We start from the raw sequence: 25736 nt of genomic DNA on the forward strand, positions 1-25736 counted from the left end.
ATGACGAGGTCCACCGACGAGTCGACCACGTGGACGACGTTCCCCGATCCCGCTGAGCCGCACGGCATCCCCGACTGGGTCTCGACCGCTTACGTCGAGACCTATCGCGGGTCGCACAGCGACTCCCTGGCCGGTGACGAACCCCCCGCCGTCGCCCCGGCCGGCCGGACCGTCGCCACCGCGGTGGTGACCCCCGCGCTGGTCGCCGCACACGCGCGGTTGGCGCAACGCCGACTCCCCGGCCGAACCGGGATCGCGGTGTACTCCGTCGACGACGGCTTCGGATTCGGGCCCGCACTGCAGGTGGTCACCGAACCGGCGGGCATGCTGATGGACTCGGTGGCGGTGCTGCTGCACCGCCTGGGTGTGGCCTACATCGGGATCATGACCCCGCAGTTCACGGTGCAGCGTGACCCGGCCGGGAACCTGCGCGGTGTCGCTCCGGCATCCGGTGACGGCGCGGCCGGCGCCGAGACCTGGATCCACGTCCAGCTCGCGCCGTCGGTGAGCCGCAACACCCTCGCCGAGCTCGAACGGCTGCTGCCCGATGTGATGGCCGACGTCCGCCAGGTGGCCATCGACGCCACCGCGATGCGGGCCGCGCTGACCGAGCTTGCCGACGAGGTGGAGACCGACCCGCACGGCCACTACGCCGCGCCGGACCGGCACGACGTCGCCGCACTGCTGCACTGGCTGGCCGACGGCCACTTCGTGCTCCTGGGATATCAGCGCGGGGAAGTGCGCGACGGTCAGGTCTTGGTCGACGACGCGGCACGGCTGGGTGTGCTGCAGTTGCGTAAATCCTTGCGTCCCAGGCTTACCGGAGAGAACCTGCTGACATTGGCACAGGCCACCGTGCCCAGCTACATGAGGTTCGGTTCGCACACCTACGTGGTGGCGATCCGCGAGGACACCGGCGACCGTATCGTGGCGCACCGTTTCGTCGGGCTGTTCACCGCCGGCGCCATGAACGCCGACGTCTTTGCGATCCCGGTCATCTCCCACACCGTCCGGCGGGCCTTGGCGCTGGCCGATCAGGAACCCGGGCATCCGGGGCAGCTGTTACTCGACATCATTCAGACCGTGCCACGCACCGAGCTTTTCGCGATCGATGCGGAACAGCTGCTCACCATGGCGCTGGCGGTCTCGGACCTGGGTTCACGGCGCGGAACCCTGCTGTTCCTGCGCGGTGACCGTACCGGCCGGTTCGTTTCCTGCCTGGTGTACCTACCGCGAGATCGTTACACCACACCGGTGCGCGTACAGATGGAAGACATCCTGGTTCGCGAGTTCGGCGGAGTGGGTTTGGAATACAGCGCCCGGGTCAGCGAAGCGCCTTGGGCACTGTTGCATTTCATGGTGCGGATGTCCGATGCCCCCGACGCCCGTACGGTCGACACCGGCGAGCAGAACCGGGTCCGGATCCAGGCGCTGCTCGCCGAGACCACCCGAAACTGGGGGGACCGGCTACTCGAGGCGGCCGCGCAGGACTCCATCGAAGCCGAGGTGGCCGAACACTATGCGGCGGCGTTCGGCGAGATCTACAAGCAGGCCGTCACACCCGCCGAGGCCGTCGGGGACATCGCGATCATCGAGCGGTTGACCGACGGTTCGGTCGAGCTGGTGTACTCCGGCCTCGGTGAAGCCGATGGCGGAGAGCTGGCCTGGTTCCTCGGCGGGCACGGTGCGTCGCTGAGCCAACTGCTGCCGATGCTGCAGTGCATGGGGGTGGCGGTACTCGAGGAGCGACCGTTCACCGTAACCCGCGCCGACGGACTCAAAGCGTGGATCTACAAGTTCAAGGTATCACCGGACTCCACCATCGAGATTCCGCAGACCCGCAGCGAAAAGGACGACGCAGAAAGGCGTTTCGCCGAAGGAGTCACCGCGATCTGGGCGGGTCGAGCCGAGGCCGACCACTTCAACGAGTTGGTGCTGCGCGCCGGGCTGACCTGGGAGCAGGTGGTGGTGCTGCGCGGCTACGCCAAATATCTGCGTCAGGCCCGGTTTCCCTACAGCGAGAGTCACATCGCAGCGGTGCTCAGCGAGTACCCGGGCATCGCGCGAGGGCTGGTGGCCCTGTTCGAGGCGCTGTTCGAGCCCGCCCGGACGGACCGGAACCGGGACGCGCAAGCCGCCGCGGCCGCCGTCGCCGCCGGCATCGACGCGGTCGTCAGCCTCGACACCGACCGGGTACTGCGGGCCTTCGCCTCGCTGATTCAAGCCACGCTGCGCACCAATTACTTCGTCACCGAAGCCGGTTCGGCACGCGCCCACAACGTGCTGTCGCTCAAGCTGGACGCCACCCTGATCGACGAGTTGCCGCTGCCGCGACCGAAGTTCGAGATCTTCGTCTACTCACCTCGCGTCGAGGGGGTCCACCTACGGTTCGGTTACGTCTCGCGTGGCGGGCTGCGCTGGTCGGACCGTCGCGAGGACTACCGCACCGAGGTCCTCGGCCTGGTCAAAGCGCAAGAGGTCAAAAACGCCGTCATCGTTCCGACCGGAGCGAAAGGCGGGTTCGTGGTCAAGAACCCGCCGGCCCCCACCGGCAACCCGGTCACCGACCGAGACGCGGTGCGGGCCGAAGGAATCGCCTGCTACACCCTGTTCATCTCGGGTCTGCTCGACGTCACCGACAACGTCGACCACGCGACCGGAGCGGTCAGCACACCGGCGCAGGTGGTGCGCCGCGACGGCGACGACGCCTACCTGGTGGTGGCCGCCGACAAGGGCACCGCCAGCTTCTCCGACATCGCCAACGGTGTCGCCGCGTCCTACGGCTTCTGGCTGGGCGACGCGTTCGCCTCCGGCGGATCGGTCGGCTACGACCACAAGGAGATGGGCATCACCGCCAAGGGTGCCTGGGAGTCGGTCAAGCGGCACTTCCGTGAGATGGGAATCGACACCCAGACCGAGGATTTCACCGTCGTCGGCATCGGCGACATGAGCGGCGACGTCTTCGGTAACGGGATGCTGCGCAGCGAACACATCCGACTGGTGGCCGCCTTCGACCATCGGCACATCTTCCTCGATCCCGACCCCGATCCCGCCCGGTCCTTCGCCGAGCGCGAGCGACTGTTCGACCTGCCCCGTTCCAGCTGGGACGACTACGACAAGGCGCTGATCAGTGCGGGCGGCGGGGTCTACCCGCGGGATCTGAAGTCGGTACCGGTCACCTCCCAGGTCGCCGCGGTACTGGGGCTCGGCGACGACGTCGCCGAACTGACCCCACCCGCACTGATCCGGGCCATCTTGCGGGCACCGGTGGACCTGCTGTTCAACGGCGGTATTGGCACCTACGTCAAAGCCGAAACCGAATCCGACGGCGATGTCGGAGACCGCGCCAACGACCAGGTTCGAGTCAACGGAAACCAGGTGCGCGCCAAGGTGATCGGCGAAGGCGGGAACCTCGGCGTCACCCCGCTGGGACGCGTCGAATTCGACCTCGCCGGCGGGCGGATCAACACCGACGCCCTGGACAACTCCGCGGGCGTCGACTGCTCCGACCACGAGGTCAACATCAAGATCCTGATCGACGCCCTGGTCACCGTCGGCAAACTCGACGCGGCCGACCGACCCGCACTGCTGGAGTCGATGACCGACGAGGTCAGTGCGCTGGTGCTGGCCGACAACACCGCCCAGAACGATCTGATGGGTACCAGCCGGACCAACGCCGCGAGCCTGCTGCCGGTGCACGCCGATCAGATCCGGCACCTGGTGGCCGATCGTGGCCTCAACCGCGAACTGGAGGCGCTGCCGTCGGAGAAGGAGATCTCCCGGCGCGCCGAGGCGGGGCTGGGGCTGGCGTCGCCGGAACTGGCCACGTTGATGGCGCACGTCAAGCTGACCCTCAAAGCCGCGGTACTGGCCACCGAACTACCCGATCAGGACGTGTTCGCGGCACGCCTGCCGCAGTACTTCCCGCAGGTCTTGCAGCAGCGCTTCGGCGCCGAGATCCGCGCCCATCAACTGCGCCGCGAGATCGTCACCACCATGCTCATCAACGATATGGTGGACACCGCGGGCATCACCTACGCCTACCGGATCACCGAAGACGTCGGCGTCGACCTGATCGACGCGGTACGCGCTTACGTCGCCACCGATGCGATCTTCGGAGTGGGGGAGCTGTGGCGGCGAATCCGCGCCGCCGGTGAGCACGACCGGCTTCCGGTGGCCGTGACCGACCGGATGACCCTGGACCTGCGCCGACTCATCGACCGGGCGGGCCGTTGGCTGCTCAACTACCGCCCGCAACCGCTGGCGGTGGGCGCCGAGATCAACCGGTTCGCCGAGCAGGTCGCCGCGTTGACGCCGCGGATGTCCGGGTGGCTGCGCGGCGACGACGCCGCGATCGTCGCCGAACACGTCGGTGAGTTCGAAGCCCAGGGTGTACCCCACGATCTGGCCGTCGACGTCGCGATGGGTCTGTACCGCTACAGCCTGCTCGACATCATCGACGTCGCCGACATCGCCGAACGCGACGCCGACGAGGTCGCCGACACCTACTTCGCGTTGATGGATCGGCTCGGCACCGACGGGCTACTGACCGCGGTCGCCCAACTGCCCCGCAATGACCGCTGGCATGCCTTGGCGCGGTTGGCGATCCGTGATGACATCTACAATTCGGTGCGATCGCTGTGCCTGGACGTGCTGGCGGTCGGAGAACCGGACGAGGACGGGATGCAGAAAATCGCCGAGTGGGAATCGACCAACGCCTCGCGTGTGCACCGCGCGCAACGCACCTTGACCCAGATCTACGAATCCGATCAGCGAGACCTGGCGACGCTGTCGGTGGCGGCACGGCAGATCCGCAGCATGACTCGCGCCAGCGGGCGGGGAGCGACCTCGTGACCACAGGCGAATCCGCGGCGGAGACCGCGGGCTTCGTGGCATCGGTTCCGGTGCGCTGGTCGGACATCGACATGTACCAGCACATCAACCACGCCACCATGGTCACCATGCTCGAAGAGGCCCGGGTGCCCTTCCTGTCGCCGGCTTTCGCGGTCGACATCACCAGCATCGGTTTGCTGATCGCCGAGGTCAAAGTCGGCTATAAGGGGCAGCTACGACTGACGGACTCGCCGCTGCAGGTCACCATGTGGGTGCAGCGACTGCGTACCGTCGACTTCACCATCGGCTACGAAGTGCGTTCGGTGCATGCGGCCCCCGATTCACGGCCGGCGGTGATCGCAGAAACGCAGCTCGCCACCTTCAGCATCGATGAACAGAAGCTGGTTCGGCTGTCTCCCGACCATCGCGCCTACCTGGAGAAGTACCTGCGCTGACGGGGCAACCGGGCCGCCGTCAGGCCAGCCACACCGCGGCATCGGGGGGCAGTCGGCCGTCCACCAGCTCCGCGCTGGCCACCACCGGGCTGCCCTCGGGCAACGCCAGTGGGTGCGCCGCGGTGTTCAGCACGCACACCATCGGCCCGCGCCGGAAGACCAGCGCGCCGTCGGGGGCCGGCAGCCACTCGATGCCCGCGCCGTCGAAACCGCGGTAGGCCGCCCGCACCCGAAGCGCCTCCCGGTACAGCGACAGCGTCGAGCCGGGATCCCGCGACTGCCGCTGCACGGTCAGGGCGGTCCAGTCCGGTGGCATCGGCAGCCAGGTGTCGGGTCGCTCCGAGAATCCGAACGGTGGGGAAGTGCCCGACCACGGCAGCGGTACCCGGCAGCCGTCCCGGCCGCGCTCGGTGTGCCCGGAACGCTCCCACACCGGATCCTGCAGCGCCCACTCCGGCAGTTCGACGTTGGGCAGGCCCAGCTCCTGACCGTTGTAGATGAACACCGCACCCGGCATCGCCAGCAGCACCAGGGCCATCGCACGGGCCCGCGCCAGGCCGCCCGCGCCGCCGCCGTAGCGGCTGACCGCGCGTTCGACGTCGTGGTTTTCCAGCGCCCAGGTCGCGGGGGCGCCCACCGAGGCGACCGAAGCCAGCGAATTGTCGATCGCCTTGCGGATCTGGCCGGCGTCGAAGTCGGCCTGCAGCAGCCGGAAGTTGAATGCCAGGTGCAGTTCGTCGGGCCGCAGATATGCGGCGAACTGGGCGTTGTCGTGCACCCAGACCTCGCCGACGCTGACCGCCTGCGGGTAGTCGTCGATGATCGCGCGGATCGCCCGGTGGATCGGGTGGACACCCGGCCGGTTGAAGCGCGGGTCGTCGTCGCGGTGGGACAGCAACTTCACATCGGTGACGGGCATGTCGGGCAGGCCGGGCGGTTTGGCCATGCCGTGTGAGACGTCGATCCGGAAGCCGTCCACGCCGCGGTCCAGCCAGAACCGCAGGGTCCGTTCGAAATCGGCCAACACCTCCGGGTTATCCCAGTTCAGATCCGGTTGGGAGACGTCGAACAGGTGCAGATACCACTGCCCGGGACCATCGGGTCCGGTGACGCGGGTCCAGGCCGGCCCGCCGAACACCGATATCCAGTTGTTGGGCGGCAGGTCGCCGCCGGGCCCGCGGCCGTCCCGGAAGAAGTAGCGGGCACGCGCCGCACCGTCGGGCTCAGCGGCCAGTGCCTCGACGAACCACGGGTGCGCCGAACTGGTGTGATTGGGCACCAGATCCATGGTCAGCCGGATTCCACGCTGGTGGGCGGCCGAGACCAGCCGGTCCAGCGCCGCCAGGTCACCGAAGAGCGGATCGATGTCGCGGGGATCGGCCACGTCGTAGCCGTGATCGGCCATCGGCGACACCATCACCGGGTTGAGCCACAGCGCGTCCACACCCAGGTGCTGCAGGTAATCCAGGTGCGCGGTCACACCGTCCAGATCACCGACCCCGTCGGCGTCGCTGTCGGCGAACGAGCGCGGATAGACCTGATAGAAGACGCTGTCCGCCCACCACGCGCCGTGGCCGGGGCGGTCGCCGCTGCCCATCAGATCGGTGCGTTGACCAGGAAATCGGCCGCCGTACGCAGGTAGTTCAGCAGTTCGACACGGTGCTCGCGGTCGAGGGTCTCGTCGTCGATCTCACCGATCGCGGTCACCATGTTGCGCAACCAGGCGTCGCGTTGCAGCGGGCCGATCCGGTAGGGGACGTGACGCATCCGCAACCGGGGATGGCCGCGCTGCTCGGTGTAGGTGCGCGGACCGCCCCAGTACTGCTCGAGGAACATCCGTAACCGATCCTCGGCGCCGTCCATGTCGTCGGCCGGGTACATCGGACGCAGGATCGGGTCCTGGGCGACCAGTTGATAAAACCGCGACACGATGGCGTGGAAGGTCTCCGCACCGCCGACGGCGTCATAAAACGAGGGTTCTTCTATCGGCTGCATCGCCCACCATTGTGGGGTATCGCCGCATCCTGGCGGTGAACACACAGGAAATCCGAGTGCGACCAGCACCGAATCGTGGTGAACTGTTCGGCGGAGGTCATATGGCGCACCACACGAACCGGCTTCATCCGCAGCTGCTAGAGCGGCCATGAAAGGTCGGGGCCGCCGCACCCCCGGTGCCCCACCGGCGAGCCCGAACGGGCTTGCCACCACCGCATGCCTGCATTCGGTCGGGGCCGCGGGCTCCGCGTCCGCCTCCGAGGCCGCATCGATCTGGACCCGTCGCCGGGTGTTGCTGCTGAACTCCACGTTCGAGCCGCTGACGGCGTTGCCGCTGCGGCGCGCGGTGGTCATGCTGATCTGCGGCAAAGCTGACATGGTGCACGACGACCCGACCGGGCCCGTCATCCATTCGGCGACCCGGACGGTGCCGGTGCCGTCGGTGATCCGCCTGCGCAACTACGTCCGGGTGCCCTACCGGGCCCGGATCCCGCTGACCCGCGCCGCCCTGATGCACCGTGACCGGCACAGCTGTGCCTACTGCGGCGGCAAGGCCGACACCGTCGACCACGTGGTGCCCCGCAGTCGGGGAGGCGACCACTCCTGGGAGAACTGTGTGGCCGCCTGCTCGGCTTGCAACCATCGCAAAGCGGACCGCTTACTGGCTGAGATCGGCTGGACGTTGCGCCTGGTGCCGACGTCGCCCAAAGGTCAACATTGGCGACTGCTGGCGGTCATCAACGACCTCGATCCGGTGTGGATGCGCTACCTCGGCGAAGGCGCCGCCTGACCGGGACGCCGTATCGGGCCGGGTTCCCGCACCGGCCGAACCGCGGTGGGATACCGTCTACGGCGTGAGCGTGTTGGAAATCCTCGGCATCTTCGTCGGCATTCCGGCAGGGTTGTTCGCGCTGCTGGCCGCACGAACCCTGTTGCGAAAGGGGCCGCGCGCGGCCACCTACCAGATGGCGGACCGGTGGACGCATCCGCCGATCCTGTGGGCGGCGACCGACGAAGTCATCGGCGGGCACGGCCACGGCAAATCCGAGTTCAGTGTGGGGGGTGGCGCAAGTGGCAACTGGTGAGGTCACGATGGTCGATCCGGCGGACCTGCCGTACGGCTCGGCGATCACCAACAGCGGTCGGATCTCCGGGGTCACCGAGCCCGGCGAGTTGTCGTTGCACTACCCCTTCCCGGTGAAGGAACTGGTAGCCCTCGATGACGCGCTCACCTACGAGTCGCGGTCGTCGCAGGCCCGGTTCGCCACCTACATCGGCGATCTCGGTACCGACACCGCGGCCCGGGCCCGCGAGATCCTGGCGAAGGTGCCCACCCCCAACGACGCGGTGCTGGTCGCGGTCTCCCCGGACCAGCGGGCCGTCGAGGTGGTCTACGGCGCCGGGCTCGACGGTCGCATCGCCCCGGCGGCGGCACCGCAGGCTGTCGCCGCGGCCACCGCGGCGTTCCGCGACGGCAACCTGATCGATGGTCTGATCAGCGCCGTGCGACTCCTGAGCGCCGGGATCAGCCCCGCCTAGCGGCGGTCTCCCCTTCGGTCGCGAGCGTGCGCGTCCCCGGTCGAAACGCCGTGCGGAATCTCGATTCCGCGCATGTCCGTCCGGACGCCGGATCCTCGGCACACCGCAACTGGTTGGCCAACATCGACCGGCATGCGGTCGCCGCACGCGAAGTGACCGACATCGTGCGCGGACAGGCGCTCACCCGGGACAGTTTCGCGGTCCTGGACGCGATGGAACGGATCACCGACCCCGACGGGAAGAGTTTCTTCGTCATCCCCCGGGGTACCGGTGCCGGCGACGTCCGGCGTGCGGTGCTGCTGACCTACATTCTCAATGCGGGCACCGGCTACGGCCGGCCCGGTGTCGCCGGCGACTTTCCCGAGACGCCCTACAGCGCCGCCGAGGTGCAGCGCATCGTCGATCGGCAGCACGCGAACCGTTGGAGCTATCCGGCGGTGCGGGGGATCTGCAGCACCGGCGGCTGCGTGGTCACCACCCCCAACGGGATCCTGATGGGGTTGGGCGGCAGCCGAATCCACGCCCCGTTCACCCACCGCGGCGGAACCATGTGGGGAGACCTCTTCCTGGTCAACGCCACCGGTATCTTCACCGCCCCCGCCCGGCGGTTGCGGGCGATCATCGAATCGGGCCGACTCGGCGCCGGACCGAACCTGGACCGACTGCTGCACCACGAAGAGATCCACGCCCAGCAATGGGCCGCACTGGGGCCCGCGCGGATGCCGATGCGCTATCTGGCCGAGGAGACCAGGGCGCGAACCGTCCGAGGTACCAACGGATTCGAGAAGGCCGCCGGTCTGGCCGACGGGGGCTACCGCTGATCGGGTAGCCGGCCGATCACGCGCTATCGGCGGTGCGCGCCCGCAGCGAACGCTCGACCCCGGCTCGGCCCTCCAGCACCAACCGGCGCAGCGCCGGGGGCACCTCGGGGTCGGCCAGGAACGCGTCGGCGGCCGCCAAACCGGCCTGGCTGACATCCCAGCCGGGGTAGAGGCCCACCACCACGGTCTGCGCCACTTCGCTGGAACGCCGCGCCCATACGCCACTGATCGCTTCGAAGTAGCGAGCGGTGAACGGAGCCAGCAGTTCGCCCTGCCCGGGCTGCACGATCCCGGCGATGATCGCCCGCCCGGTGATGTTGGCCAGGGTGTCGTCCTCGATCACCTGCCGCCACGCGTCCTGCTTGACCGCTGCTTGCGGTCGGGCCGCCGAAGCCTGTGCCGCGGAACGCTTTCCGGCCGCGGTCTGGTCACGCGCAGCCTCGGCGTCGATGGCGTCGGCGTCGAGTCGCCCGGCGCGGGCCAGCGCCACCACGATCCGCCAGCGCAGGTCGGTGTCCACCGCGAGCCCGGCCAGTTCCTGACTCGCCGGGTCGGCGTCCAGCAGTGCGGCCAGCACCGTGGTGTGCCGGTCGGCGAGCACCGAGGTGCACAGCGCGTTGACGTAGGCCAACTGGTGATCAGAACCCGGCTCGGCGCCGCGGGCCAACTCCAGCAGTCGGTCGGCGAACGCCGGCCAACCCTGTTCGGCCGCCCAGTGCGGGTCGGCGTAGAACCCCAGCGCGGTCTGCGCCTGCAACAGCAGGCGCTGGGCCACACCGACCTCGGTCTCGGCGCCGATACCGCGCTGCACCAGTGCCAGGAAGTCCCGGGCACGCAGTTCGGCTTCGCGGGTCATCTCCCAGGCCGCCGACCACACCAGCGTGCGGGGCAGCGACTCGGCGATGTCGGCGATGCGCTCGGTCGCCGTGGTCAGCGACTGCGGATCCAGACGCAGCGCACAGTAGGTCAGGTCGTCGTCGTTGACCAGGATGAGCTTGCCGCGTGAAACGCCGATCAGGCCGGGGACATCGGTGCTGGGGCCCTCGATATCCAATTCTTCGCGGTGCACCCGCACCAACCGGCCGGAACCGGCGGGGTCATGCGCCGGTCCCAGCTTCCCCTCTCCTCCGTCGAGCCTCGCTGAACCGGCGGGATCATCGTCGTAGATGCCGATGGCCAACCGATGCACGCGGGTCTCGCCCGCGCCCGGGGCGGCGCCGCTCTGGGCCACCGCGAATCGGGTGAACCGGCCGTCGTCGTCGACCTCGAAGTCCGCCCGCAGGGTGTTCAGCCCGGTGGTCTTCAGCCACTGCCTGCCCCAGTCCGACAGATCCCGGCCGGACGCCTTCTCCAGTGCGGCCAACAGGTCGTCGAAGGTGGCGTTGTCGAAGGCGTGCGCGGCGAAATAGTCACGCAGGCCGGCCAGGAAATGCTCCAGCCCGACGTAGGCGACCAACTGCTTGAGCACCGATGCGCCCTTGGCGTAGGTGATCCCGTCGAAGTTGACCTCCACGGCGGCCAGGTCCGGGATGTCGGCGGCGATCGGATGCGTCGAGGGAAGCTGGTCCTGACGGTAGGCCCACGACTTCTCGGCGTTGGCGAAGGTGGTCCAAGCGCCGGTGTACTCGGTCGCCTCGGTCTGGCACAGCACCGAGGCGAAGGTCGCGAAGGACTCGTTGAGCCACAGGTCATCCCACCAGCGCATGGTCACCAGGTCGCCGAACCACATGTGCGCCATCTCGTGCAGCACCGTCTCGGCGCGGCGCTCATAGGACGCCCGGGTCACCTTGCTGCGGAAGACGTAGTCCTCCAGGAACGTCACCGCGCCGGCGTTCTCCATGGCTCCGGCGTTGAACTCCGGCACGAACAACTGGTCGTACTTGCCGAACGCATACGGCACACCGAAATTGCGGTGGTAGAAGCCGAATCCCTGCTTGGTCTCGGTGAACAACCGCTCGGCGTCCATGTGCTCGGCCAGGGACGCCCGGCAGAACAGGCCCAGGGCGATCTCACCGTGCTCGTCGCGATAGACGTCGTCCCAGCGTGCATACGGCCCGGCGATCAGCGCCACCAGATAGGTGCTCATCTTCGGCGTGGTCGCGAACGTGTGCACTCCGTCGGCCGCGGCGGTGGTGGCGCCGTTGGAGACCACCTGCCAGTGCTGCGGCGCGGTGACGCTGATATCGAAGGTGGCCTTGAGGTCGGGCTGGTCGAAGCAGGCGAACATCCGCTTGGCGTCCGCGGTCTCGAACTGCGAGTACAGATACACCTCGTCATCGACGGGGTCGACGAAACGGTGCAGGCCCTCACCGGTGTTGGAGTAGTAGCAGTCCGCGTCGATCTCCACGACGTTGTGCGCGGCCAGGCCGGGCAACACGACGCCGATCGACTCGTCGTAGGCCGAGACGTCGAGTGCGCGGCCGTTGAGGGTGGCGCTGCGGATGGTCGCAGCGGCGATGTCGATCACGGTGTCGCCGCCGGCCGACGCGGCGAAGCTCACGGTGGTGGTGGAGCGGAACGTGCGCTCGCCCGGCTTGCCGTTGCCATCGGTCAGGTCGAGTGCGATCCGGTAGTTGTCGACGGTGACCGAAGCGGCCCGTTCGGCGGCCTGGTCGCGGGTGAGGTTAGGAAGTGCCACGCCCGCCAACAGTAGCCGCCAAGCCCTGCGGGCAGACGCCAGACCGAGTTAAATGAAGGCCATGCTCACCGCCGGTCTGACATTCGCCGCGCTGGCTGCGGTCTTGCACGTCTACATCTTCGTGCTGGAGTCGCTGAGTTGGACCTCGCCACGGACCCGGGCGGTGTTCGGCACCACGGCCGAGGAAGCCGAGACCACCAAGGCGCTGGCCTTCAATCAAGGCTTTTACAACCTGTTCCTGGCGATCGTGACAGGCATCGGTATCGCAGCGGTCTGCTTGGGGCACAAGACTGTTGGACTGGCACTGATATTCGCCGGCGTCGGGTCGATGCTGGCTGCGGCGCTGGTGCTGGTGGCGTCGTCGCCGGATAAGGTCCGCGCCGCCGTCACCCAGGGTGTGTTCCCGGCGATCGCCGTCGCGCTGCTGGCGTCGAGCATGTAACCGTGGCGGCCGGGCATAGATCGGGGCCCTGCCGCGTTAGAGATTCCAGTCGCGCCCACCGTTGGTTGAGAGGATCGCCCCATGTCCGAGAAGTCGCAGGCCGAATTCTGGTTCGACCCGCTGTGCCCGTGGTGCTGGATCACCTCCCGGTGGATCCTCGAGGTCGAGAAGGTCCGGGACGTCGAGGTCACCTTCCACGTGATGAGCCTGGTGGTTCTCAACGAGGACCGCGATGACGTCTCACCGGAGTACCGCGAACGCCTCCAGGGGGCGCTGGGCCCGGTCCGGGTGGCCATCGCCGCCGAACAGTTGCGTGGCAACGAGATCCTGCGGCCGCTCTACACCGCGATGGGCACCCGGATCCACAACCAGAACAACAAGGACTTCCCCGACGTCATCGCCGGGGCACTTGCCGAGGTGGGTCTGCCCGCCGAATTGGCCGCTGCGGCCGACACCGACGAATACGACGAGGCGCTGCGTGCCAGTCACCACGCCGGGATGGACGCGGTCGGCAAGGACGTCGGCACCCCGACCATCCACGTCAACGGGGTCGCGTTCTTCGGGCCGGTGCTGTCCCGCATTCCGCGCGGTGAGCAGGCCGGACAGCTGTGGGACGCCTCGGTGACGTTCGCGTCCTACCCGCACTTCTGGGAGCTCAAGCGCGGCCGCACCGAAGGGCCCGAATTCGACTGAGGTCTCGACAGCCCTCGCGAGCGTGCGCAGCGGTACGGTTCGCCGCGGCGTGCCGGCGTACAAACACGCACGCTCGCGGGGGAGGGGACGCGGTCTGAGACAATGGCGCCATGCGCGTCTACCTCGGCTGCGACCACGCCGGTTACGAACTCAAAGAGCAGATCCTCGAGCACCTCACCCAGGCCGGGCACGAACCGGTCGACTGCGGGGCCTTCAGCTACGACGCCGAGGACGACTACCCGGCGTTCTGCATCGCTGCGGCCGCGCGCACCGTGGCCGACCCGGGCAGTCTGGGCATCGTGATCGGCGGCTCCGGCAACGGCGAGCAGATCGCCGCGAACAAGGTGCCCGGCGCGCGGTGCGCACTGGCCTGGAGTCCCGAAACCGCGCAACTGGCCCGTGAACACAACAACGCCCAGTTGATCGGTATCGGCGGCCGGATGCACTCCACCGCCGAAGCGCTCGCGATCGTGGACGCGTTCCTGAGCACTCCGTGGTCGGAAGCCGAACGCCACCAGCGTCGTATCGACATCCTGGCCGCCTACGAACGCAACCACGAGGCGCCGCCGGTTCCCGGCGCGCCGGCCTGATCCGCGACCCGCGGGCCTGACATGCCGGAGGGGCACATCCTGCACCGGCTGGCCCGGCTGCATCAGCGTCGCTTCGCCGGTGCACCGGTCTCGGTGTCGAGTCCCCAAGGGCGCTTCGAGTCCGGTGCCGCACTGCTCGACGGGCGGCCTTTGCTGCGTGCCGAAGCGTGGGGAAAGCACCTGTTCCACCGCTATGCGCACGGGCCGATCGTGCACGTGCACCTGGGCATCTACGGCCACTTCACCGAATTCCACCTGGCCGACGACGGTATTCCCGAGCCGGTGGGCCAGGTCCGGATGCGGATGGTGGGCGCCGAGTTCGGCACCGACCTGCGCGGACCCGCGGCCTGCGAGGTGGTCGACGAGGGACAGGTTGCCGACGTGCTCGCCCGACTGGGCCCCGATCCGCTGCGGAGTGACGCCGACCCGGCCCTGGCCTACAAGCGGATCGCCAAGTCCCGCAAGACGATCGCGGCACTGCTGATGGACCAATCGGTGCTCGCCGGTGTCGGCAACGTCTACCGCAGCGAGGTGCTGTTCCGGCACCGGATCGACCCGTACCGACCCGGCGTCGAGATCGGCGACGCGGACTTCACCGCGATCTGGGCCGACCTGGTGGCGCTGATGAAGGTCGGGGTGCGTCGCGGCAACATCGTCGTGGTGCGGCCCGAGGACGACCACGGTGCGCCCGCCTATGCACCGGGCAAGCCGCGCACCTATGTCTACCGCCGCGCCGGAGATCCCTGCCGGGTGTGCGGGACCGCGGTACGCACCGCGGAACTGGAGGGGCGCAACGTGTTCTGGTGCCCGTCCTGCCAACAGGCCTAGTCGTCGTAGACCGTTTCCCGGCGGGGCCGGATCGGCACGCCGAGCGCCCGATAGATCTCGTTGGACAACACCACACTGCGCGGGTCGGCATTGGCCTGGGTGTGGTCGAACCGATTCATCACGTAGCCGTAGCCGATGCGGTGCTCCAGATCGGCGAACGCGAACGACCCGCCGAGCCCGCCGTGGCCGAAGATCCGCCGGTTGGGGCCGTTGACCCCCTGGGCATTGAGCATGTAGCCCATGCCCCAACCGTGTTCGGCGACCCGGGGTCCGAGCACCAGGTCGGTCTCGGTGCCGCCCTGCAGTACCCGCAGGCGGTCCATCGCCGCCCGGCTGAGCAGCTTCTCCTGCACCAGGGCGTTGTAGAACGTGGCCATCCCCAGCGCGGAGACCTGCGCGTTGGTGCCCGGGAACTCCAGTTGGCGCCAGAGCGTCAGGTCGTTGGTGGCGATCTCGTCGTCGGGGGCGAATCCCATCGCCACCGCCAGTCCCGCCTTGGAGTGGACGTCCAACGACGTCGGGCGCTTCGGTGCGCCGGCGGAGGCCAGCATCTCGCGGATCGTGGGTTTGCCCACCGGGTCGGTGCATTGGCGGGCCTGCTGGTCGGCGGGCACTCCGATATGCACTTCGGCCCCGATCGGACCGGCGACCTCGTTGCGCAGGTACTGGCCGACCGTCATGCCGATCACCCGGCGGACGACTTCGCCGACGATGAAACCGTAGGTGGTCATGTGGTAGCCCTGCGCGGAGCCGGGACGCCACCACGGTTCGGCGATCGCCAGTCGCCGGCAGACCAGATCCCAGTCCAACACGTCACGCCAGTGCATCGGTTCCCGTGGCCCGATCACCCCGGAGCGGTGCGACAGCACCATCGCCAAGGAGATGTCGCTCTTGCCCGCCTGGCCGAACTCCGGCCAGTAATGAGCCACCGGCCGACGCAGATCCAGTTCCCCCGCTTCGGCCAAGCGATGGACGCAGGTGCTGGTCAAGCCTTTGCTGCCGGACAGCACGGTGCCCAGGGTGTCTTCTCCCCAGGGGCGTTGGCCGTCGGCGTCGGCAGAGCCGGCCCACAGGTTGACGACGAGTTCGCCGTCGACGTAGGCGGCCACACCCGCACCGAGTTCGTCGCGCTCGGTGAAGTTGCGTTCGAACTCGTCGCGCACCTTCGCGAAACGTGGGGAGCACGTCCCATGGATTCGGACGTGCCGTGTGCCGCCCATGGCGTGCCTTCCTGCTAGGGAAAATCCCCATTGTGCGGGGGCGACGGGGCGATTGGACCCGCGTAGCTTGCTAGGAAGGATAAATCGGCCGGCTCCCGCGAGTACAGCAGGTCGGTCCCGGAGAAAGGCCGCCGGTGAAATCCGCCGAACCGCTGTTCGGCGGACCTCCCGACGCTCTTCGTGGAGCGGGCGACGGGAATCGAACCCGCGTAGCTAGTTTGGAAGACTAGGGCTCTACCATTGAGCTACGCCCGCATGAATTGCTAGAGCGAGACTGTACCGGCGTGGCGGACCCGAAATCCAATTGCCCCGCCGCGCCGCCCCCGTCGGGCGCCTAGACAGCAGGTCGTTTCGACCATCGATCTGCCGGGCCGTAGGATCGCCTGGTCAGTGCGGGGTGTAGCGCAGCTTGGTAGCGCATCCGCTTTGGGAGCGGAAGGCCGCAGGTTCAAATCCTGTCACCCCGACCAGCAGAGCGCGCCGCACCTGGCACGACCGACTACGTCAACGATATCGAGGAGTACACCCGTGAAGAGCACCGTCGAGCAGCTGACCCCGACCCGGGTTCGCATCAACGTTGAGGTGCCGTTCACCGAGCTGACGCCGGACTTCGAGCGGACCTACAAGGAGCTGGCCAAGCAGGTGCGGTTGCCCGGCTTCCGGCCGGGTAAGGCCCCGGCCAAGCTCATCGAGGCTCGTTTCGGGCGTGCCGCGGTGCTGCAGCAGGTGGTCAACGAGGCGCTGCCCAGCCGGTACAGCGAGGCCGTCACGACGTCGGACCTCAAGCCGCTGGGCCAACCCGACATCGAGGTGACCAAGCTCGACGACGGCGAGCAGATCGCGTTCACCGCCGAGGTCGACGTGCGGCCGGAGATCACGCTGCCCGACCTCGAGCAGCTGAAGATCACCGTGGACCCCATCGAGGTCACCGACGCCGAGGTCGACGCCGAACTCGACTCGCTGCGCGCGCGGTTCGGCACCCTGACCGGTGTCGAGCGTGCGGCCGCCAACGGTGATTTCGTCTCGATCGACCTGGACGCCACCATCGACGGCGAAACCGTGGAGGGCGCCGCCACCGAGGGCCTGTCGCACGAGGTCGGCTCCGGTCAGCTCATCGAAGGCCTCGACGACGCCATCGTGGGACTGTCGGCCGGCGAGAGCAAGACCTTCACCACCAAGCTGGCGGCCGGTCCGCAGGCCGGTAAGGACGCCGACGTCACCGTGACCGTCCAGTCGGTCAAGGAACGTGAACTGCCCGAGGCCGACGACGAGTTCGCGCAACTCGCCAGCGAGTTCGACACCATCGGCGAACTGCGTGAGAAGCTCACCGAGCAGGTGAGCCGCACCAAGCGGATCCAGCAGGCCGAGAAGGTCCGCGAGGCGACGCTGGAGGCCCTGGTCGCCCAGGTCGAGATGCCGTTGCCCGAGGCCGTCGTGCAGGCTCACGTCGACAACGCGCTGCACAACGCGCTGCACGGTCTGGACCACGACGAGAACAAGTTCGCCGAGTCGCTGGCGGAGAAGGGGTCCTCGCGCGCCGAGTTCGACGCCGAGACCCGCAGTGAGGCCGAGAAGTCGGTCAAGACCCAGCTGCTGCTCGACGCGCTCGGCGACGAGCTCGAGATCCAGGTCGGCCAGAACGACCTGACCCAGCACCTGGTGCTGATGGCACGGCAGTACGGCATCGCGCCGCAGCAGCTGATGCAGTTCCTGCAGCAGAACAACCAGCTGCCGGCCGTCTTCGCCGACGTGCGCCGGGGCATGGCGCTGGCCGCGGCGGTGCGTGCCGCCGACGTCAGCGACACCGCGGGCAACGAGATCGACACCGCCGAGTTCTTCGGAACCGGCCAGTCCGCCGATGACGCCGAGGCAGACGCCGACGTGGACGCCGACGTGACGGCCGAGACCGACGGCGAAGCGGCGGCGGCCGAGGCAGCATCCGACGAGTGACGCTGTAAGCGAACGAAGCCGGTTCGGACCGCCTTCAGCCGGACCGGTTGGTTAGGGTCGGTGCATATGAATCTCGAGAAAGCAGGTACCCCACTGTGAGCCAGCCCGGTCTGAATCTCGTCGACTCCGTATATGAGCGCCTACTGCGAGAACGCATCATCTTCCTGGGTTCTCAGGTGGACGACGACATCGCCAACCGGTTGTGCGCTCAGATCCTGCTGTTGGCCGCCGAGGACCCGACCAAGGACATCAACCTCTACATCAACTCCCCGGGCGGCTCGATCAGCGCGGGGATGGCGATCTACGACACGATGGTCCTGGCGCCCTGCGACATCGCCACCTATGCGATGGGCATGGCGGCCTCGATGGGCGAGTTCCTGCTCGCCGCGGGCACCAAGGGCAAGCGTTACGCCCTGCCGCACGCCCGGATCCTGATGCACCAGCCGCTGGGCGGGGTGACCGGCAGCGCCGCGGACATCGCGATCCAGGCCGAGCAGTTCGCGCTCATCAAGAAGGAGATGTTCCGGCTCAACGCCGAGTTCACCGGCCAGACCATCGAGCGCATCGAGGCCGACTCCGACCGTGACCGCTGGTTCACCGCCCAAGAGGCGCTGGAATACGGCTTCGTCGACCACATCATCACCCGCGCCCACACCAACGGAGCCGCATCATGAACCCCGAAACGTTGCGTGCCATCGCCCCGCAGGCCCGGTACATCCTGCCGTCGTTCGTCGAGCACTCCAGCTGGGGCGTCAAGGAATCCAACCCGTACAACAAGTTGTTCGAGGAGCGGATCATCTTCCTGGGCGTCCAGGTCGACGACGCCTCGGCCAACGACATCATGGCCCAGTTGCTGGTGCTGGAGTCGCTGGACCCGGACCGCGACATCACGATGTACATCAACTCGCCCGGTGGCTCGTTCACCTCGCTGATGGCCATCTACGACACCATGCAGTACGTGCGGGCCGACATCCAGACCGTGTGCCTGGGTCAGGCCGCTTCGGCTGCTGCGGTGCTGCTGGCGGCCGGGACGCCGGGCAAGCGCATGGCGCTGCCCAACGCCCGGGTGCTGATCCACCAGCCGTCGCTGTCGGGCGTCATCCAGGGGCAGTTCTCCGACCTGGAGATCCAGGCCGCCGAGATCGAGCGGATGCGGACCCTGATGGAGTCCACCCTGGCGCGGCACACCGGCAAGGACCCCGAGGTGATCCGCAAGGACACCGACCGGGACAAGATCCTCACCGCGGCCGAGGCCAAGGAGTACGGGATCATCGACACCGTCCTGGAGTACCGCAAGCTGTCCGCGCAGACGGCCTAGTTTTCACCGCACCGAGCGTGCACTCACGGCGAATTTCCGGCTGGATTTTCGCGCTGGGTGCACGCTCGGCGTATTTCTGAGGCCACCGCTGCGATAGTGGCCGGTCCGACCCGGCAACAACCGCCGACGATGCGCGCACCGGCGGCCACCCAGGCCGGCACCAGTGCGGGGGAGAAGGTCCCCGGCCCGGTCCAACGGCCCGCCGCCCAGTGCTCACCGCTGTTGGGGTAGACGATCACCGGCTTGCCGGTGACCTCGCGGGCGACCTCGATTGCCGGCAGCACGTCCGCGGGGGCACAGCAGTTCACGCCCACCGCGACGATCTGCGGCACCCCGGCGGCCACCGCGAACGCTTCGGCCAGCGGCTGCCCGGCGCGGGTCGCCGCACCGTCGATGGTGAAACTGAGCCAGGCCGGCACATCCGCCCGGGTCAGCAGATTCACCAGCGCCTCGGCCTCGTCGAGATCCGGCACCGTTTCACAGGCGAGCAGATCGGCGCCCGCGTCGGCCAGGGCCTCCAACCGCGGCCGATGCCACTCCGCCAGTCGGGCGACCGAAAGGCCATAGCGGCCACGGTATTCCGAGCCGTCGGCCAGTGCGGCGCCGTAGGGGCCGACCGATGCCGCGACCCACCGCCCGGCCCGGCCGGCGGCGGCGTCACGCGCCAACGCCACGCTGCGGCGCAACAGCGCCACCGTGCCCCGACGGTCGATGCCGTGGCGGGCGAAGCCCTCGAAACTCGCCTGATAGCCGGCGGTGGTCGCGATCTGTGCCCCCGCCGCGAAGAAATCGGCGTGTACGGCGGTGACCTCTGCGGGGGCGTCCACGAGCAACCGGGCAGACCAGAGCGGGTCGGACAGATCCGCGCCGCGGGCCTCCAGCTCCGTGGCCAGCCCCCCATCGGCGACGAGCACGGTATCGTCGGGCACGGCGAACGCCACGCTCGTCACTGTAGGGCCCCGGATCACGGGGGACTCACGGTCGGGCAATGCCACCGAAACGCTTGCGGCGCGTCAGCGCGTCACACCCGAGTGCGGCGCCTCGGGCGATATGTTCTTGGAGCAGGCAGGCGGGACCAAGTGACGAATACCAACGACGCGATTCGGCCTTATCGGTCGCCTCGCACCGGAACAAGCGGGTAGCGTCGGAGCAGACATCGGCACCCCGACGACAGACGGCGAACAGGAAGTAGGTCCTAACGCACCATGGCGCGCATCGGAGACGGCGGGGACTTGCTGAAGTGTTCGTTCTGCGGCAAGAGCCAGAAGCAGGTCAAGAAGCTCATCGCCGGGCCGGGTGTCTACATCTGCGATGAGTGCATCGACCTGTGCAACGAGATCATCGAAGAGGAGTTGGCCGACGCCGACGACGTCAAGCTCGATGAGCTGCCCAAACCCGCGGAGATCCGGGAGTTCCTCGAGGGCTACGTGATCGGCCAGGACACCGCCAAGCGCACCCTGGCGGTGGCGGTCTACAACCACTACAAGCGGATCCAGGCCGGCGAGAAGAGCCGGGATTCCCGGTCCGGTGAAGCGGTCGAGCTGACCAAGTCCAACATCTTGATGCTCGGCCCCACCGGCTGCGGCAAGACCTACCTGGCCCAGACGCTGGCCAAGATGCTCAACGTGCCGTTCGCGATCGCCGACGCCACCGCACTGACCGAGGCGGGCTATGTCGGCGAGGACGTCGAGAACATTTTGCTCAAGCTGATTCAAGCGGCCGACTACGACGTCAAGCGGGCCGAGACCGGCATCGTCTACATCGACGAGGTCGACAAGATCGCCCGCAAGAGCGAGAACCCGTCGATCACCCGCGACGTCTCCGGTGAGGGCGTGCAGCAGGCGCTGCTGAAGATCCTGGAGGGCACGCAGGCGTCGGTACCGCCCCAGGGCGGCCGCAAGCACCCGCATCAGGAATTCATCCAGATCGACACCACCAACGTGTTGTTCATCGTGGCCGGCGCCTTCGCCGGTCTGGAGAAGATCGTCTCCGACCGGGTCGGCAAGCGTGGCCTGGGTTTCGGTGCCGAGGTCCGCTCCAAGGCCGAAGTCGACACCGTCGACCACTTCGCCGAAGTGATGCCCGAGGACCTGATCAAGTTCGGGTTGATCCCGGAGTTCATCGGCCGACTGCCGGTGGTGGCCTCGGTGACCAACCTGGACATGGAGTCGCTGGTCAAGATCCTGTCGGAGCCCAAGAACGCGCTCGTCAAGCAGTACACCCGGCTGTTCGAGATGGACGGGGTGGAGCTGGAGTTCAGCCAGGACGCGCTGGAGGCCATCGCCGACCAGGCCATCCACCGCGGCACCGGTGCGCGTGGTCTGCGGGCGATCATGGAGGAAGTCCTGCTGCCGGTGATGTACGACATCCCGAGCCGCAACGACGTCGCAAAGGTCGTGGTGACCAAGGAGACGGTGCAGGACAACGTGCTGCCGACCATCGTTCCTCGCAAAGCCTCGCGCAGCGAGCGTCGCGACAAGACCGCCTGATCCGGGAGCGGCGGCCGGCGGGCCGCGCAAAGTTACTCGCGAGTACCGAACTTTTCTTAGAGTTGACGCGAGGGTAAACGTGATGAAAACCACATTTCCCCTGTGGAGTGGTCGCAAATCCCGCTGTGACATCGACATTTAACACTGAGTAACCCGAAATTCGACACGGTGTGGCGTCGTATGGTCTATAAGACCGGTGCAATAATCGGTACTGCCAGTGACAGAAAAACTTGTGGGCGTGCCAGGCGTGCTGTGCAGGCCCAACGCGGACAGTGATGGAAGGCGGGGCCGTGGGGCCGAGCGGTAACGGAGCCGGGTCGGCACCCGCGCGCCAAAAACTCGAAAAAGTCGTAATCCGTTTCGCCGGTGACTCCGGTGACGGCATGCAGCTCACCGGTGACCGCTTCACCTCTGAAGCGGCCTTGTTCGGCAACGACCTGGCCACCCAGCCGAACTACCCGGCCGAGATCCGCGCCCCGCAGGGCACCCTGCCGGGCGTGTCGTCGTTCCAGATCCAGATCGCCGACTTCGACATCCTGACCGCCGGCGACCGCCCCGACGTGCTGGTGGCGATGAACCCGGCCGCGTTGAAGGCCAACATCGGCGACCTGCCGCGCGGCGGCATGGTGATCGTCAACTCCGACGAGTTCACCAAGCGCAACCTGGCCAAGATCGGCTACGAGAACAACCCGTTGGAGACCGAAGAACTCTCCGACTACGTCGTGGTCCCGGTCGCGATGACGTCGCTGACCCTCGGCGCGGTCGAGGCGATAGGTGCGACCAAGAAGGACGGCGCCCGGGCCAAGAACATGTTCGCGCTCGGCCTGTTGTCCTGGATGTACGGCCGGGAACTGGAGAGCAGCGAGCGGTTCATCCGGGAGAAGTTCGCCAAGAAGCCCGATGTCGCGGACGCCAACGTGCTGGCGCTCAAGGCCGGCTGGAATTACGGCGAGACCACCGAGGCGTTCGGCACCACCTACGAGATCGCCCCGGCCAAGCTGCCGGCCGGCGAGTACCGACAGATCTCGGGTAACACCGCGATGGCCTACGGCGTGATCACCGCCGGCCAGTTGGCCGACACCCAGGTGGTTCTCGGGACGTACCCGATCACCCCGGCGTCGGACATCCTGCACGAGTTGTCCAAGTACAAGAACTTCAACGTGCTGACGTTCCAGGCCGAGGACGAGATCGCCGGCATCGGAGCGGCCATCGGCGCCTCCTACGGCGGTGCGTTGGGCGTTACCAGCACCTCCGGCCCCGGCTTGGCCCTCAAGGCCGAGGCGCTGGGCCTGGCCGTGATGACCGAACTGCCGCTGCTGCTGATCAACGTTCAGCGCGGTGGTCCGTCCACCGGTCTGCCCACCAAGACCGAGCAGGCCGACCTGATGCAGGCGCTCTACGGCCGCAACGGCGAGTCGCCGGTCGCGGTACTGGCGCCGTGCACGCCGTCGGACTGCTTCGACGCGGCCATCGAGGCCGTCCGGATCGCGGTGACCTACCGTACCCCGGTGGTGCTGCTCTCCGACGGTGCGATCGCCAACGGTTCCGAGCCGTGGCGCATCCCCGACGTCGCGTCCATGGAGCCCATCGACCAGAACCTGGCCAAGGCCGGCGAGGACTTCGCGCCCTACGCACGTGACCCGGAGACCTTGGCCCGGCAGTTCGCCGTTCCCGGCACCGCGGGTCTGGAACACCGGATCGGCGGGCTGGAGAAGGCCAACGGGTCCGGGGCGATCTCCTACGACCCGGCCAACCACGACCTGATGGTGCGGCTGCGGCAGGCCAAGATCGACGGCATCAAGGTGCCGGACCTGGTGGTCGACGACCCGTCCGGAGAGGCCGAGCTGCTGATGCTGGGCTGGGGCAGTTCGTACGGGCCGATCGCCGAGGCCTGCCGGCGGGTCCGGCGCGGCGGCGTCAAGGTTGCGCAGGCGCACCTGCGGAACCTGAACCCGCTGCCGGCCAACCTGGGTGAGGTGCTGCGGCGCTACCCCAAGGTGGTGCTGCCGGAGATGAACCTGGGCCAGCTGGCCCTGGTGCTGCGCGGCCGCTACCTGGTCGACATCCAGTCGGTGACCAAGGTGGCCGGTCAGGCGTTCCTCGCCGACGAGATCGAGGGAATCATCGACGATGCGTTGGCCGGCACCCTGGCCGACCGCGAGAACGAGAAGGCGTCGCTGGCCCGGGCCGCGGCGGTCACCATTGCGGGTACTGCAGGAGCGAACTCATGACCATCACCGAATCGGCCGGCTCGCTCGTCGGTACCGACCTGGGACTGACCGCGCTGAGCGGAGTGCCGAAGACCGACGAGCCGCAGAAGGCCAAGGACTTCACCTCCGACCAGGAGGTGCGCTGGTGCCCCGGTTGTGGCGACTACGCCATCCTCAACTCCATCCGCAACTTCCTGCCGGAGATGGGAGTGCGCCGGGAGAACGTGGTGTTCGTCAGCGGGATCGGCTGCTCGAGCCGCTTCCCGTACTACATGAACACCTACGGTGTGCACTCGATCCACGGCCGTGGACCGACCTTCGCCACCGGTCTGGCGACCGCCCGCGAAGACCTCAAGGTGTTCCTGATCACCGGTGACGGCGATGCGCTGTCGATCGGCGGTAACCACCTGATCCACACGCTGCGCCGCAACGTCAACCTCACCATCCTGTTGTTCAACAACCGGATCTACGGCCTGACCAAGGGCCAGTACTCGCCGACCTCGGAGACCGGCAAGGTCACCAAGTCGACGCCGTACGGCTCGCTGGACAACCCGTTCAACCCGATCTCGCTGGCCATCGGCGCCGAGGCGACCTTCGTCGGGCGTGCCCTGGATTCCGACCGCAAGGGCCTCACCGAGGTTCTGCAGGGCGCGATGGAGCACCGGGGTTCGGCGCTGGTGGAGATCCTGCAGGACTGCCCGGTGTTCAACGACGGCTCCTTCGACCTGCTGCGTAAGGAAGGTGCGGAGAGCCGCATCATCAACGTCCGGCACGGTGAGCGCGTCGTGTTCGGCGCTGAGGGGGAGTACTGCGTCATCAAGTCCGGTTTCGGGCTGGAGGTCGCCAAGACGGCCGACGTCGCGGCGGAGCAGATCGTGGTGCACGACGCCACGCTGGCCGACCCGTCCTACGCGTTCGCGTTGTCGCGGCTGGCCGAGCAGGATCTGTCGCACTTCCCGATGGGGATCTTCCGCAAGGTCACCAAGCCGACCTATGACGACCTGGCCCGTGCGCAGGTCGCCGAGGCCCGGCAGTCGACTCCCCACGACACCGCTGCACTTCAGGCGCTGCTGCGTGGCCGCGACACCTGGACCGTGGATTGACGCGGGCCTGACGTCCATTACCGGCCGGCCGGCCGCTGTCGTGCTGGCCGGCGGTGCGTCACGCCGGATGGGCCGTGACAAGGCCACCCTGACCGTTCCGGGCATGTTCGACGGCCGGACGTTGGTGGAGCAGGTGGTCTCGGTGCTCTCCCAATGCTGCGATCCCGTCTTTGTGGTGGCCGCCCGGGGCCAGCAGTTGCCCGAACTCACTGCCCGGGTGCTGCACGATGAGCGCCCCGGACTGGGGCCGTTGCCGGCGCTGGGATTGGGGTTGCGTGCGGCGGCGCAGTCCGGCGTATCGAGAGCTTTCGTCTGCGCGGTGGACATGCCGTTCCTGACACCACAATTCATCGGCCGGATGGCCGATTCAGCGGTGGCCGCCGATACCGACATCGTGTTGCCGCGCACCGAACGCGACCACTATCTGGCCGGGGTGTACCGCACCGGCTTGTGCGAGACCGTCGACGCGGTGGTGGCGGCCGGGGAACGACGGGTCGGTGCGCTCGTCGACATGGTGGGCGTGCTGCGGGTGACACTCACCGATGCGACCCCGCTCGCCAATCTCAATTCTCCCGATGACATCGCCGGGCTCTCTTGAGTCGAATCACAGCA

General features: G+C 67.9%; 22 protein-coding genes and 2 tRNA genes. 18 read left to right on the forward strand and 6 right to left on the reverse strand.

Features of this window, described 5'->3' with window-relative positions; all coding sequences use genetic code 11:
* On the forward strand, positions 1-4854 hold the full coding sequence (locus RCP38_RS06320) for an NAD-glutamate dehydrogenase (RefSeq protein ID WP_308476278.1): 4854 nt from the start codon (positions 1-3) through the stop codon (positions 4852-4854).
* The gene (locus RCP38_RS06325) at positions 4851-5288 is read left to right on the forward strand and encodes an acyl-CoA thioesterase (RefSeq protein WP_308476279.1); all 438 of its coding nucleotides are present in this window, start codon (positions 4851-4853) and stop codon (positions 5286-5288) included. The genes RCP38_RS06320 and RCP38_RS06325 overlap by 4 nt, the downstream gene beginning before the upstream one ends.
* A 19-nt stretch (positions 5289-5307) precedes the next feature.
* On the opposite strand, the gene RCP38_RS06330 is transcribed toward RCP38_RS06325, so the two are convergent.
* Positions 5308-6885: a glycoside hydrolase family 13 protein gene (locus tag RCP38_RS06330; RefSeq protein WP_308476280.1), complete on the reverse strand. Its 1578-nt coding sequence runs from the start codon at positions 6883-6885 to the stop codon at positions 5308-5310.
* The gene (locus RCP38_RS06335) at positions 6885-7283 is read right to left on the reverse strand and encodes a globin (RefSeq protein ID WP_308476281.1); all 399 of its coding nucleotides are present in this window, start codon (positions 7281-7283) and stop codon (positions 6885-6887) included. Before RCP38_RS06335 ends, RCP38_RS06330 begins: the two co-directional genes overlap by 1 nt.
* 148 nt (positions 7284-7431) lie before the next feature.
* Between RCP38_RS06335 and RCP38_RS06340 the strand changes: the two genes are divergently transcribed.
* The 4 genes from RCP38_RS06340 (at position 7432) to RCP38_RS06355 (ending at position 9643) form a co-directional block, all read left to right on the forward strand.
* Positions 7432-8073: an HNH endonuclease gene (locus RCP38_RS06340; RefSeq protein WP_308476282.1), complete on the forward strand. Its 642-nt coding sequence runs from the start codon at positions 7432-7434 to the stop codon at positions 8071-8073.
* Positions 8074-8146: 73 nt separating this feature from the next.
* A complete protein-coding gene (gene ctaJ / locus RCP38_RS06345) occupies positions 8147-8368 on the forward strand; it encodes an aa3-type cytochrome oxidase subunit CtaJ (RefSeq protein ID WP_308477089.1) in 222 nt (73 codons plus the stop codon).
* A gap of 7 nt (positions 8369-8375) precedes the next feature.
* Positions 8376-8822: a DUF5130 family protein gene (locus RCP38_RS06350; RefSeq protein ID WP_373692499.1), complete on the forward strand. Its 447-nt coding sequence runs from the start codon at positions 8376-8378 to the stop codon at positions 8820-8822.
* A 50-nt stretch (positions 8823-8872) separates the two neighbouring features.
* Positions 8873-9643 (forward strand): hypothetical protein, encoded by a 771-nt coding sequence (locus RCP38_RS06355; protein WP_308476284.1) that lies wholly within the window; start codon positions 8873-8875, stop codon positions 9641-9643.
* A gap of 16 nt (positions 9644-9659) precedes the next feature.
* Here the strand turns inward: RCP38_RS06355 and pepN are convergent, their stop codons facing one another.
* Entirely contained in the window at positions 9660-12281 is a 2622-nt protein-coding gene (gene pepN / locus RCP38_RS06360; protein ID WP_308476285.1) for an aminopeptidase N, read from the reverse strand.
* Between the two features lie 61 nt (positions 12282-12342).
* On the opposite strand from pepN, the gene RCP38_RS06365 reads away from it, so the two are divergent.
* The 4 genes from RCP38_RS06365 to RCP38_RS06380 all read left to right on the forward strand — a co-directional run bounded on the left by RCP38_RS06365 (position 12343) and on the right by RCP38_RS06380 (position 14834).
* Positions 12343-12723, forward strand: coding sequence for a DUF1304 domain-containing protein (locus RCP38_RS06365; protein WP_308477090.1), 381 nt, complete (start codon positions 12343-12345; stop codon positions 12721-12723).
* An 81-nt stretch (positions 12724-12804) separates the two neighbouring features.
* Entirely contained in the window at positions 12805-13416 is a 612-nt protein-coding gene (locus RCP38_RS06370; RefSeq protein WP_308476286.1) for a DsbA family oxidoreductase, read from the forward strand.
* Between the two features lie 110 nt (positions 13417-13526).
* On the forward strand, positions 13527-14006 hold the full coding sequence (locus RCP38_RS06375) for a ribose-5-phosphate isomerase (RefSeq protein WP_308476287.1): 480 nt from the start codon (positions 13527-13529) through the stop codon (positions 14004-14006).
* Between the two features lie 21 nt (positions 14007-14027).
* Positions 14028-14834: an Fpg/Nei family DNA glycosylase gene (locus RCP38_RS06380; protein WP_308476288.1), complete on the forward strand. Its 807-nt coding sequence runs from the start codon at positions 14028-14030 to the stop codon at positions 14832-14834.
* Here the strand turns inward: RCP38_RS06380 and RCP38_RS06385 are convergent.
* Both RCP38_RS06385 and RCP38_RS06390 read right to left on the reverse strand, forming a co-directional pair.
* On the reverse strand, positions 14831-16054 hold the full coding sequence (locus RCP38_RS06385) for a serine hydrolase domain-containing protein (RefSeq protein ID WP_308476289.1): 1224 nt from the start codon (positions 16052-16054) through the stop codon (positions 14831-14833). The genes RCP38_RS06380 and RCP38_RS06385 overlap by 4 nt on opposite strands.
* 181 nt (positions 16055-16235) lie before the next feature.
* Positions 16236-16309 (reverse strand) — tRNA-Gly (locus tag RCP38_RS06390).
* 138 nt (positions 16310-16447) lie between these two features.
* Here RCP38_RS06390 and RCP38_RS06395 point away from each other — a divergent pair.
* The 4 genes from RCP38_RS06395 to clpP2 all read left to right on the forward strand — a co-directional run bounded on the left by RCP38_RS06395 (position 16448) and on the right by clpP2 (position 19322).
* Positions 16448-16524, forward strand: a tRNA-Pro gene (locus RCP38_RS06395).
* 58 nt (positions 16525-16582) lie between these two features.
* Entirely contained in the window at positions 16583-18004 is a 1422-nt protein-coding gene (gene tig, locus RCP38_RS06400) for a trigger factor (protein WP_308476290.1), read from the forward strand.
* A gap of 95 nt (positions 18005-18099) precedes the next feature.
* Positions 18100-18678 carry an ATP-dependent Clp protease proteolytic subunit gene (locus RCP38_RS06405; RefSeq protein WP_308476291.1) on the forward strand — a complete coding sequence of 193 codons (579 nt, stop codon included), beginning with the start codon at positions 18100-18102 and terminating at the stop codon, positions 18676-18678.
* The gene (gene clpP2, locus RCP38_RS06410) at positions 18675-19322 is read left to right on the forward strand and encodes an ATP-dependent CLP protease proteolytic subunit ClpP2 (protein ID WP_047319926.1); all 648 of its coding nucleotides are present in this window, start codon (positions 18675-18677) and stop codon (positions 19320-19322) included. The genes RCP38_RS06405 and clpP2 overlap by 4 nt, the downstream gene beginning before the upstream one ends.
* A 23-nt stretch (positions 19323-19345) precedes the next feature.
* On the opposite strand, the gene mmuM is transcribed toward clpP2, so the two are convergent.
* Entirely contained in the window at positions 19346-20272 is a 927-nt protein-coding gene (mmuM, locus tag RCP38_RS06415) for a homocysteine S-methyltransferase (RefSeq protein ID WP_308476292.1), read from the reverse strand.
* A 255-nt stretch (positions 20273-20527) separates the two neighbouring features.
* Here mmuM and clpX point away from each other — a divergent pair, with 255 nt between their 5' ends.
* The 4 genes from clpX (at position 20528) to mobA (ending at position 25722) form a co-directional block, all read left to right on the forward strand.
* The gene (gene clpX / locus RCP38_RS06420) at positions 20528-21811 is read left to right on the forward strand and encodes an ATP-dependent Clp protease ATP-binding subunit ClpX (RefSeq protein ID WP_308476293.1); all 1284 of its coding nucleotides are present in this window, start codon (positions 20528-20530) and stop codon (positions 21809-21811) included.
* A gap of 275 nt (positions 21812-22086) precedes the next feature.
* Entirely contained in the window at positions 22087-24042 is a 1956-nt protein-coding gene (locus RCP38_RS06425; RefSeq protein WP_373692450.1) for a 2-oxoacid:acceptor oxidoreductase subunit alpha, read from the forward strand.
* Entirely contained in the window at positions 24039-25124 is a 1086-nt protein-coding gene (locus tag RCP38_RS06430; RefSeq protein ID WP_308476294.1) for a 2-oxoacid:ferredoxin oxidoreductase subunit beta, read from the forward strand. Before RCP38_RS06425 ends, RCP38_RS06430 begins: the two co-directional genes overlap by 4 nt.
* A 16-nt stretch (positions 25125-25140) precedes the next feature.
* Positions 25141-25722 carry a molybdenum cofactor guanylyltransferase gene (gene mobA, locus RCP38_RS06435; RefSeq protein ID WP_308477092.1) on the forward strand — a complete coding sequence of 194 codons (582 nt, stop codon included), beginning with the start codon at positions 25141-25143 and terminating at the stop codon, positions 25720-25722.
* Positions 25723-25736 lie beyond the last annotated feature (14 nt).

Source organism: Mycolicibacter sp. MU0083 (assembly GCF_963378075.1).
Taxonomy (GTDB): domain Bacteria; phylum Actinomycetota; class Actinomycetes; order Mycobacteriales; family Mycobacteriaceae; genus Mycobacterium; species Mycobacterium kokjensenii.